This is a genomic window from Caminibacter profundus (genome assembly GCF_054657155.1).
In genome coordinates this window covers 61,148-73,215 of sequence record NZ_BAAHXC010000003.1, presented here as the reverse complement: position 1 = coordinate 73,215, position 12,068 = coordinate 61,148, and the positions used below count along the sequence as shown (strand labels likewise).

The following is a 12,068-nucleotide window of genomic DNA, read 5'->3' as shown; positions in this document are numbered from 1 at the left end:
CTACTCCTCTACTCTTTGTCCATCAGCTAAGTTTGCAGGAGGATAAAGAATAACTTTTGCATCGTCTCTAAGACCTTTTACCGCAATATTATCTCTTAGTTGAGCTACCTGTTTCACAGGTACAAAATGAACTATGTTTTTATCATCAACGGTAAATACTCCAACAATTCCAGCTCTTGTAGTTAAAGCAGCAAAAGGAACTAAAATAACTTCTTCTTTTCCAACACTAACTACTGCTTTTGCATACATACCAGGAAGAAGTCCTTTATTTTCTTTTAGTGTATACTTTACTACAAATGAATGAGTAAAATTATCTCCAGCTGGAATTATAGTTGATACTTTTGCTTTATATTCTTTTTTAAGAGATGGTACATAAATAGTTACTTCTTGACCAAGTTTAAATTTTTCAATATCGCTTTCTTTAACTGTACTTTTAGCTTTTATAGAATTAATATCACTCAAAACTATTACAGGATATCCTGGAAGTGCCATTTCAGCTACTTTTTTCATTTTGTTTGTTACAACACCATCAATAGGAGAAGTGACTTTTGCATATTTAAGCTGAGCTCTAGCTCTCTCAAGTCCTGCCTGAGCTTGTTTTAACATTCCTTTTGCCATATCAACTTGTTTTTTTCTAATATCCATCATAAGTTTTATTTTTTCAAAATCTCTTTTACTTACTGCTCCATTTTCATAAAGATTTTTGAACCTAATATAATCTTTTTTAGCATCAGCATAAGCCATTTCAGCCATTAAAAGACCACTTTTTGCTTGAAGCAGTGCTCCTTTTGCCTGGTTTAACATTGAATAAACATCTGCTGGGTCTACTTCAAAAAGTAAATCTCCCTTTTTAACAACATCTCCCTCTTCTACTGGAATAGATTTTACATATCCCATAAGTCTTGTAGCTACCATTATTTGTTTTGATGAATAGATTTCTGCTACATAAGATTTTTTTATATCAATAACCTCTTTTTTCACTTTTGCTACCTCAAATGCAAACAGTGAGACAATACTAAGTCCAAGCGCTATTATTTTTTTCATTTACTCTCCTTTACTAAGTCTCCAAGTGCTTTTTTTAGCTCAGCTGCTGCCATTGCTTCATCAAATTTTGCTTTTATAAGTTCGGCTCTAGCTTTTCTAGCCTCCGCTTCTTTCATAAGTAAAATTGGCATAGAGATCATTCCTTGTTTATACATAAATGTATATTTCTTTAAAATTTCTTCAGCCAATTCTTTATTTGTTAATTTTTCTTTTACAATTGCTCTTTTTGCTTTGTAATTAAGATATTTTTGCTCTATTTCAAGTAAAATACCTTTTTTCATATATCTATAGTAATATCCTGTCTGCATTACTTCAATTTTGCTTCTTTGAATTTTCCCATCTATACTTTTATCAAATAAATTCCAATTCATCCCTGCAGCTACTAAATAATAATCTTTTTTGCTACTAAGTGTCAAAGTATTATCACTCCATCCATATTCAAAATGAGCTCCAACCATTGGATATTTAGCTGACTCTTCAAATTTTACTTTTGCTTGCATAGTCTCTTTGTTCTTTTGCATCCATTTTAAATCACCTCTATTAGCAAGAGCAATTTTTTTAAGTTCATTCAAAGAAATATTAGATGGAATTAATGTTTTAAAATTACCTACTCCAGTAATTTGATTATCATCTGTTAAAAATCTAAGATAACTTAAAGCTAATTCATATTTATTTTCAGCTTCAATTAGCATAGAGTTTACTTCTTGGTCTCTTTTTTTAACTTCTAAAAGGTCTGTCTGAGTAGCCATACCCTCTTTATAAAAAGCATCCACCATTTTCACAAAAGCAGTTGTAGTCTCTTTTGCTTTTTTTAAAGCATTTATAAAATATTTTGCAGCTACTGCTCCATTATAAGCTTTTAACACTTCTATACCAAGAGCGTTTCTATCCTCAGAAAATTTATACTTATTAGCAAGAATTTGTAATTTTGCCATTTCTTTTGCATACTTTAATTTAAATCCTGTAAAAATTGGTACTTCATATACAAATTTTGTTTTAAAGTTTGTTCTACTTCCAGGATTATTCAAATCATCGGGCTGTATATTTAACAATTGATTTGCATTACCTGGCAATCCACTCATATTAGCTAAAAAATCACTAAATCCAAAATCCCTAAAACTAGCTTCTCTACTTTCAAGCTTCATTCCAAATACATATAAAGCGTTATTTGTCCTACTTATTTCTTCAGAAAAAATAAGCTTACCCCAGTCAAACCCTTTTGCTTCTTTAAGTTGTGCTTTTGCTTTGTCGATATTTAATTTTTTTGCTTTTAATTCTAAATTATTTTGTAAAGCTTCTCTCAAAGCTGTATTAAAATCAATAGTTTTTGAAAAAACAATACTCGACAAAGCGGCTGAAATTAACAAAATCTTTTTCATACCGCCCCTTTTTTTAAAAATAATTTTATCAAATAAGTAATTATTATAAGCAAGATATAAGAAAAACTTATAACAAAAAAGACGAAATTTCTCTTATTGATATATCCAACAATATCATTATTAAAAATAATAATCAATAGATCTTTGACTCTTTTTTACTACATTTACTTATACTGGTATTTTAATATTAATATAACAATATATACAATATATAATACCAATTCTTAATTAGTTAGTTACTTTATAAATGTTTAAAATTTCCTTAATTTCAATACTTTTCATCATTTTCCATTGTCCATTTTCCATTGTCAATTGGTATAACATATAACTGATGTTACGCACTTTCAAAACGAAGGCATTATTTATAAAGGATAAACCTAAATGAGTGAAACAATTAGGAATTTTAGCATAATAAAGACGTTAAAAAAAGCATTCTGTTTGAGCGAAAGCGAGTTAATGCTTTTTAGTCTTTATAAAGCGTTAAAAAATTCTTAGTTTTGTTGAACGAATTTAGGTTTTATCCTATTAAAAATTTTTACTGCGTAATCAGTATATAATTAAAAATACGCTTAATACTCAAGCAATTTGCTCTTTTTAGATTTTGTGAAGTAGCTGAAGTTTTCTTTCTTGCCCAAAAAAATTATGGCAAACATACATAATTAGATAAAAAGCAGAAACTATCTATTTTTGTTTCTGCTCATCCTTTTTCTCTCAGTTGGGTCTAGATATTTTTTTCTAACACGAATAGAATTTGGAGTAACTTCTACAAGTTCATCATCTTCTATCCATTCAAGTGCACGTTCTAGCGTCATTTCAACTGGTGGAACAAGCTTAATAGCTTCATCGCTCCCAGCAGCTCTCACATTTGTTAAGTTTTTACCTCTAATTGGATTAACTTCTAAGTCATTGCTTCTAGAATGTTCTCCTACTATCATACCGTTATAAACTTTATCACCCGGTTTTATAAACATTTTACCTCTCTCTTGAAGATTAAAAATAGCATACCCTGTGGCTGTACCATTTTCCATAGAAATAAGCGCACCATTTTTTCTTTTATAAGGTTTAGTAGTTGCTGGACGAAATTCAAGGAAACTACTATTTAATACCCCTTCTCCCTTAGTATCAGTCATAAATTCACCTCTATACCCAATAAGCCCTCGCGCTGGCATTTCAAATTCTATCCTTGTAGTACCATCAGATAAAGGCATCATATTTTTCATAACTCCGCCACGAGTTCCAAGCTTTTCAATTACAGCACCGCTATACTCATCTGGCACATCCACTACTACATATTCATATGGTTCTAATTTAACGCCATTTTCTTCTTTAATAATAACTTCAGGCCTTGATAAAGAAAACTCAAAATCTTCTCTTCTTAAATTCTCAGCAAGAATTGCTATTTGAAGTTCACCTCTTCCACTTACTTTAAATTTCCCCTCTCCTAGTTCTTCTATTTTCATAGCGATATTTGTTTCCATCTCTTTAAATAGTCTATCTCTAAGTTTAGGAGCCGTTACGTTTTTACCTTCAGTCCCTGCAAGAGGTGAATCATTTACACTCATAATAACGCTAATAGTTGGCTCTTCTATATGAAGCGGATCAAGACCTACTGGATTGTCTTTATCAGCAATAGTATCCCCAACATCAAGCGCATCAAATCCAGCAATTGCCACAATATCACCAGCCTTTGCTTCTTCTATTTCAATTCTCTCAAGCCCCAAAAACCCTAGAAGTTTAGTTACTCTTCCATTTATTTTTTCACCATTAGCTTTAACTAATGTAACATTTTCACCTTTTTTAACACGACCATTAAAAATCCTAGCAATTCCAATTCTTCCTACATAATTATCATAATCAAGCGTAAATACTTGCATTTGAAGAGGCTTACTTTCTTCTCCTGCTGGGGCTGGAATATATTTTGTAATTGCTTCAAAAATAGGAGTCATATCAGCATTATCATCTTCAAGTTCCCATTTTGCAAGTCCATTTTTTGCTGCTGCATAAATTATAGGAAAATCAAGTTGGTCTTCATTTGCTCCCATACTAACAAATAAGTCAAATACCTCATCTACAACTCTATCAGGCTCAGCTGCAGGTTTGTCTATCTTATTTACTACTAAAATTGGTTTTAGTCCAAGTGATAATGCCTTTTTTACAACAAACTTAGTTTGAGGCATTACCCCCTCTTGTGCATCTACTAAAAGTAATACACCATCTACCATTTTTAAAACTCTCTCAACTTCTCCACCAAAGTCGCTATGTCCTGGAGTATCAATAATATTAATTCTATAATCTCCCCATTTAATAGCTGTATTTTTACTTAAAATTGTAATTCCTCTTTCTCTCTCAAGGTCATTACTATCCATTACCCTCTCACCAATTTCTTTTCTCTCATCAAGTGTACCGGATTGTTTTAGAAGCTCGTCAACTAAGGTAGTTTTACCATGGTCAACGTGAGCTATAACTGCTATATTTCTAATATTTTTCATAAATTACCTTTTTTTTCGCAATTATATCTAAATAATACCAATTTAAAATAAATAAAAAATGGAATAAAAATTGCTTAAAATCTAAAAAGGCCTTTTATGATTAAAGAGCTATTATTTGAGAATAACCTAAATAATACACTAAAAACATCAAAAGTACAAGAAAATTTTATTTTAACTCTACTTCAAGAAAATCCAGAAGTCTTAAAAACATTAAATATTGATAAAAAAGATATTTTAAAAGTTATAGAAAACTTACCAAAAGATAAACAAAAAAAGTTTTTAGAAGTATTAAACAAACTATTTCAAAAAAAAACGAGTATTGACTTAAAAAATACTATACAAAATATTAAAACTTTAAAAAATATTAAAGAAGAAACTAAAAATTTAATAGAAGATACAAAAGAATTAACTCCAAAAAATAAAAAAAATTCAGATGAAAAAGAAACTAAAGATTTTACTCAGAAAATTGCAAACAATATTTCACAAATCTTTTTCCAAGATAACAGCAAAGTTTTAAACATTATAAAAGAAGAAATAGAATATAAAATAAAAACAAAAAAAATAACACTCTCTCAAGATGATTATAAAAAATTTAAAAAAATAAAAACTTTAAATGAACTAATAAACTTTGCAAATGAGAAAAAACTAAATATAAAAAAAATTATTTATTCACAAAAAGTAGTATCAAAAATTAATGAAGTTCTAAAAGAAGAAAACTCTTTAGATAATTTACCTAAACCTAAAATAACAATTACAAATACAATAATAACTAAAAAAACTGATGTTAAACAACTTAAATTAGAAAATCCTTCAATTATAAATAAATTAGTAAAACATCCAAAAAAAGACCTATCTAATAATACTCCTAATAAAACAAAAAATATTAATATTCAAAATATTATTCAAAAAGAAAATATTTTTCAAACAGAACTAAAAACAAAAGAAAATCTAACTCTAGAAACTAATTCTAAAGAAAAATTAGATTTACACAGTAAAGATACAAAAACTCCTGAAATCAGCATAAATATACCTCAAATAACAAAAGAAATAAAACATAATATAATATCAGCTAAACAAACTTTAAAACATTTCGCCTCAAATTTACAAGAAGCAATAAAAGAATACAAGCCTCCTATACACAAACTTTCAATAGAACTTAACCCAAAAGAACTAGGAAAAGTCGAAGTTACTTTGATTCATAGAGGAGAAAATCTTCAAATTCAAATAAACTCTAATCAAACTTCAACTATAAGTTTTTTTAATACTAACCAAAACGAACTCAAAAATATATTAGTAAATATGGGATACAATGAAGTTAATATGAGTTTTAATTCTAACGATCATCAACAACAAAAACAGCAATATAAACAAAATCAAAATAAATTTACAAAAGACGAAGATGAAGGATTTACTATAGAAATACCTTATACTTATGCATAATACCAATCGATAAAAAAGTAGCCAAGTTACCAAGTAACCTAGTTTCTAGTAGAAGAAATGATACCAAGGTTAATAGAGGTTAGTAAGGGTTAGTAGAGGTTATATAGGTTAGTAATATTAATAATACCTATACAACTTCTACAACATCTACATCTTCTTAATAAAGTGGCGAGTAAAAATTTTTTATGGAACAATTTTTGCTTATGATAAAAAAAGGCTAAAAAATGGCTATAAGCACTGTAAACAATAATGTTACTACTTCTTCAAGCGATTACGCATATAATCCAAACTCAGAACTTGATAAAGATGCTTTTATGAAACTCTTTTTAACAGAGCTTCAAATGCAAGATCCAACAAGCCCTATGGATACTGATAAGATGCTTGAACAAACAGCATATCTTTCAACAATGGAAATGAATCAAAATATGCAAACTACACTTGACAATTTAGCAAAAACTTTAAATACAAATAGTGAACTTGGAGCAATAAGTGCAATTGGAAAAATAGGTGATACTGGATATAGATATGTAAATGTTACAGATGAAGATAATAGTGTTAGTTTTGATTTATATTTTGGAGACAATATTACAAGTGGAAATGTAATAATAAAAGATAAAAATGGAAACGTTGTAAAAGAATTTCCTCTTGAAGCTCACGACAAAGGAGTACTAAGTTTTGATTGGGATTTAACAGATAATAATGGAAATAGAGTTGCTAGTGATAGTTATGAAGTAGTAGCTGAGTATACTTCACCAGATGGAAGTTCTCATTCTACTGCTCTTGGTGCTTATCCTATTGAATCAATAAGATTTGAAAATGGAGTACCTTATGCAAAGCTTGGAAGCAACTATTTACCATTTAGCGAAATTCAAGAAATATATGAGTGGCAGGGATGATGGAGTAGCCAAGTTCCAGGTTCCTAGTTCCAAGTTCAAATAGAAAGTGAAAAATCAAAGGTGGTAAAATGACAACTTCTTTTTATAATGGTGTATCTGGACTTATGAGCTTTCAAAGTGGAATTGATATATGGGGAGATAATATAGCTAATGTAAATACACCTGGATATAAAGAGTCACTACCAGAATTTTCAACTCTTTTTGCATCTACTCTTAATACAAACTCTTCTCCAACATCTGACATAGGACTAGGCAGTTATTTAAGTTCAAGTGCAAAAGATATGTCAATTGGGAGTTTAATAAACACTGACAATCCATTTGATTTAGCTATAACAGATAAAGGATGGCTAGCTGTAAAATATGGCAATAGTACTTTTTATACAAGAAATGGGAGTTTTACAAGAGATGCCCAAGGCTATTTAACAAACGATAGTGGAGCTTATCTTTTAGTAGCAAATGCAAATAATTTAATAAAAACTAATAATGGATACATTATTGATAAAAATATTGCTACAGACAATTTATTACCAACGGATAATTTATCACCTATTTCTTTACCTGATAATGTTATACTTCCAGCAGTTGCCACACAAAATGTAACTCTTCAGACAAATCTTAATGATGATGAAATAATATTCTCTACAAAACCTGTTACAGAAAACATTGATTTTAGTGCCATGTATAATAAAGATGGAAAAGATTTAAAAATAAGAAATGGAGATAATTTATTATTTGGATTTGGTGAAAAAGTAAATTACAATAACGGAACATTAAACGCTACTTACTGTTTCAATGACGATGAAAAAGATGGAAATGATATTAATATAGACTTTACATTAAATGATAAAGAAATAAAATTAACTATACCTGATGGAAGCACAAAAGAAGATATTGCAAACTCTATTGCAAATGCATTGCAAGCAAATGGCTTTAATGCAATAGCTTCAAATGGAAATCTGACAATTTATACTCAAGATAAGTTTATTTTAGTTTCAAACGATAACTATCTAACAAACACAGCTGCAGCTGTTTTATCATATTCAGACACTCCACAAAATGAATTTGAATTTGCAAATATGAAAGATTTTACATCAATTCTTCAAAACTTATCATCAATTGTTTACCCTGATATAACAAATGTATATCTAGATAATGATGGAAGAATAGTTATACAAAATAATTCTAAAAAAGTACTAAATTCTTACATTGAAGCAGCAAACAATTCAAATGAATATTTTTTAGAAAACCTTGGAAGACTAGGAAACGAAATATATCCAAACACAGCTAGTAAAAGCTTTGAATTTTTAGCAAACTCTCAAGACTTTGGAGGATATATAATAGACAATAATGGGAATAAAAATCCTGTATCAATTAATTTTACAAAACAAAAAGTACTAGATAATCAAACTATTATTTGGCAAGGGAGAATTACTATAAACACACCAAGTGGCAATATTACTAATACGCAAGAATTTACATTTGATTCATTTGGTAAGTTAATTAACCCAACTGAAATAAATTTAAATAATATAAAATTCAATTTTAAACTTACTTATTTTTCAAAAACTGATAACGCAATCAATTATACATTTACTCAAGATGGGGTAGAAGAAGGTTTCCTAAATAATTATCAAATTACAGATGATGGGAAAATTATAGGAATTTTTTCAAATGCTGAAGATATTATATTAGGTCAAATTCCGGTTTTTCACTTTCAAAATGACCAAGGACTTGAAAGTATTGGCGATTCAATGTTTATGGAAACTCCTAATTCGTCAAAAGCAATTCTTTATACAGATGAAAATGGAAATTATATTCCATCAAAAATAAAGTCTTCTATGCTTGAAAGCTCGAATGTAAACTTTAGTGAAGCAATGACAGAACTCATTGTTACTCAAAAAGCATTTCAAGCAAGTGCTAAAACAGTTACAACAAGCGATGAAATGATTCAAAAAGCAATAAATCTGAAACGCTAGTAGAGGTAGTAGAAGTAGTAGAGGTAGTAGAAGTAGTAGAGGTAGTAGAAGTAGTAGAGGTTGGTAGAAGTCATTTTCTAATACTCCTAAAACCTCTAATACCTTTAAAAATCTCTAAAACCTCTAATGCCTCTAAAAACATCTTCCTTTAATGGAACAATATTTGCTTATAACTAAAAAAACTAAAAGGACTTAATTATGATGAGAAGTCTTTGGAGCGGTGTTAGTGGTTTAAATGCTCATCAAGTAGCAATGGATGTAGAAGCTAATAACATCGCAAATGTAAATACTGTAGGGTTTAAATATAGTAGAACAAATTTTCAAAATCTATTATCTCAAACAGTAAAAAGTGCAACTGCTCCACAAGGTACTCTTGGAGGTAAAAATTCGCTTCAAATAGGACTTGGAACAAGTGTTAGTGCAGTTGAAACTATGTTTAAACAAGGAAGTATTCAAAACACTGATAAAAATACAGATATGGCGATTAATGGTGATGGATTTTTTGTTGTAAGTGGTGATGGAGGAAAAACATATAGATATACAAGAGCTGGTGATTTTACTTTTGATGCAAATGGTAATTTTGTAGATCCAAATGGATTTATAGTACAAGGTTGGATTGCAGATCCTGAAACTCATAACATAGATACAGCAAAAGGCCTTCAACCAATTTCTATTCCTCCAGGTCTGACTACTCCAGCAAAAGAAACTAGTAAAATTCAAATAAAAGCTAATTTAAATAGTGGGGATCATATTATAGAAAAATCAGGCACAAGAGGAACTGTTGAGCAAACTGCTGATATGAATGGATTATTTGATGCTGGAGGAAATAGGATTGCATTGCAACCAGATAAAGATGTATTACAATTTAAAGTAGTAAATTTAGCAGGAGATACAATAAGTGTAAAACTTACATATGGAACTAGCACTTCAGACCACGATAACAAATTTACTACCATTAAAGATTTAATAGATGAATTAAACTATGCTATAACCCATGATACAAATGGAAATTATTTAGACAAAACTACAACACTAAACTCAACTGAGTATAAGATATATCTAAATGGATATGGTCAAATAGTGGATCCAGGAGTTACTAGAGTAACATTTGATACAACATCTAATGCTGATTCAAATCTCAAAAATATTTTAGCTTCAATAAACGGCACTTCTAAAACTACAGGTAACATAAAAGCTATTCAAAATAGCTTTATAGGAGCCGATGATGTAGGAGAGCTTTTTAATGCAAATGGAGATGCTTTTAATTTAACAGACGGGCAAGGTATTAGTGTTAACATAGATGGATTATATGAAACTAGAAAATTTTTGTACACTCCTAATCCAATAAATGGAGAAGAGGGTTGTAGTATTACTGGTGGAAATTATCTAGGAGAAAAAGTAGTAGCTGATTCAAAACAAGGGCTACATTGGACTTATAATGAAACAGGAGACAAAGCAGCTTTTAGTATACGCAGAGATTCAAATGGTCAAATAACTGGAGAAGTAGCAAAATTTGTTGTAGTAGACCAAAATAATGATACTCATACTTATTATTTCAAATATGGAAAAGATTTCCATACAATTGATGATTTAATATGTATTCTGAATAATAAATTGACAAATGATTCAATTACAATTACTGTGTCTTTTAAAGATGGAAAAATTGTAGAAAACGACCAAAATGGTGCTTTTATAAAAAATGCAGATGCAGTCATAGATACAAACTCTACTCTTCCTAATGCTGGAACACCTCTTGATTATATGAAACAAATTTTAGATGGTTTAGACGATAGCGGTACTGAGAGTAAAGTATTAAAAAAAGCTGATACATATTATTTTCACGATATTGAAGATTTAGTATATTTATGGCAATTAGCTATTGATGATAGTAACGACCCATTGAATAATGAAAGAGCAATTAATAATTCAAAAGGAACTGTAACTATAAATAGTGATGGAAAACTTACAATTACTAATACATCTGACTCATCATTTAATATTTCAGTAAACGGATATCCAAATGGACAAGATAATAAACTATTTACTGATGCTTTTTCTCCTATTAATGGGACTATTGCAGCAGGAGGTGTTGCAACAACACAAGAAATTAATGCTGCAGTACACGTAACTAGTATAGATGTTTTTGATTCTCTTGGAGCTAAACATACACTTACACTACATTTTAGAAAATCTCATACTTCTTCTGGTCCTAGTGATCCAACAGTTTGGAACTGGTATGCAGAAGTACCAAAACCAGCAACACTAGACCAGCCAGCATCAGGATATGTAAAATTCAATAGCGATGGAAGTATAAATTCATATAATCCTCCAAGCATTATATTTAATCCAAATAATGGAGCAAATACAGGTCAAGCAATTCAGTTAGATTTTGGTTCTATGGGTGGATTTGATGGGATAACTTCTTTTGAAGCACCAAGTACTACAAGTGGACAAACTCAAGATGGATACCCTGGAGGAGATCTAGAACAACTAGTAGTAGATCAAACTGGTACAATTATTGGGGTATTTACAAATGGAAGAAGTTATTCTCTAGCTCAAGTAGCACTTGCTAAATTTGTAAACAATGAAGGTCTTATGAGTGAAGGTGGTACACTTTATGCAGCTTCTCCAAACTCAGGTGAACCAATCATAGGAACAGCTGGAACTGGCGGTAGAGGGACTATTCAACCTAGCTCACTTGAAATGAGTAATGTTGATCTTAGTAGAAGCTTAACAGAACTTATAGTAATCCAAAGAGGTTTCCAAGCAAACTCAAAAACAATTACAACATCAGACCAAATGCTAAATACCTTGCTTCAACTAAAACAATAATTTATAATACGC

At 29.9% G+C, this 12,068-nt stretch carries 7 protein-coding genes; 4 read left to right on the top strand and 3 right to left on the bottom strand.

Features of this window, described 5'->3' with window-relative positions; translation table 11 throughout:
• The 3 genes from ACYQ1U_RS08255 to typA form a co-directional block, all read right to left on the bottom strand.
• Nucleotides 1-1,044 carry an efflux RND transporter periplasmic adaptor subunit gene (locus ACYQ1U_RS08255; protein WP_459886662.1) on the bottom strand — a complete coding sequence of 348 codons (1,044 nt, stop codon included), beginning with the start codon at nucleotides 1,042-1,044 and terminating at the stop codon, nucleotides 1-3.
• Nucleotides 1,041-2,423 carry a TolC family protein gene (locus ACYQ1U_RS08250; RefSeq protein WP_459886660.1) on the bottom strand — a complete coding sequence of 461 codons (1,383 nt, stop codon included), beginning with the start codon at nucleotides 2,421-2,423 and terminating at the stop codon, nucleotides 1,041-1,043. Before ACYQ1U_RS08250 ends, ACYQ1U_RS08255 begins: the two co-directional genes overlap by 4 nt.
• Nucleotides 2,424-3,100: 677 nt before the next feature.
• Nucleotides 3,101-4,912 carry a translational GTPase TypA gene (gene typA, locus ACYQ1U_RS08245; RefSeq protein ID WP_459886658.1) on the bottom strand — a complete coding sequence of 604 codons (1,812 nt, stop codon included), beginning with the start codon at nucleotides 4,910-4,912 and terminating at the stop codon, nucleotides 3,101-3,103.
• A 96-nt stretch (nucleotides 4,913-5,008) separates the two neighbouring features.
• On the opposite strand from typA, the gene ACYQ1U_RS08240 reads away from it, so the two are divergent.
• The 4 genes from ACYQ1U_RS08240 to ACYQ1U_RS08225 all read left to right on the top strand — a co-directional run bounded on the left by ACYQ1U_RS08240 (nucleotide 5,009) and on the right by ACYQ1U_RS08225 (nucleotide 12,056).
• The gene (locus tag ACYQ1U_RS08240) at nucleotides 5,009-6,352 is read left to right on the top strand and encodes a flagellar hook-length control protein FliK (RefSeq protein ID WP_459886655.1); all 1,344 of its coding nucleotides are present in this window, start codon (nucleotides 5,009-5,011) and stop codon (nucleotides 6,350-6,352) included.
• Between the two features lie 224 nt (nucleotides 6,353-6,576).
• A complete protein-coding gene (locus ACYQ1U_RS08235) occupies nucleotides 6,577-7,248 on the top strand; it encodes a flagellar hook capping FlgD N-terminal domain-containing protein (RefSeq protein WP_459886652.1) in 672 nt (223 codons plus the stop codon).
• Between the two features lie 68 nt (nucleotides 7,249-7,316).
• Complete coding sequence (locus ACYQ1U_RS08230) at nucleotides 7,317-9,224, top strand: flagellar hook-basal body complex protein (protein ID WP_459886649.1); 1,908 nt, start codon at nucleotides 7,317-7,319, stop codon at nucleotides 9,222-9,224.
• Nucleotides 9,225-9,422: 198 nt separating this feature from the next.
• The gene (locus ACYQ1U_RS08225; RefSeq protein WP_459886646.1) at nucleotides 9,423-12,056 is read left to right on the top strand and encodes a flagellar hook-basal body complex protein; all 2,634 of its coding nucleotides are present in this window, start codon (nucleotides 9,423-9,425) and stop codon (nucleotides 12,054-12,056) included.
• The last annotated feature ends 12 nt before the right edge of the window (nucleotides 12,057-12,068 follow it).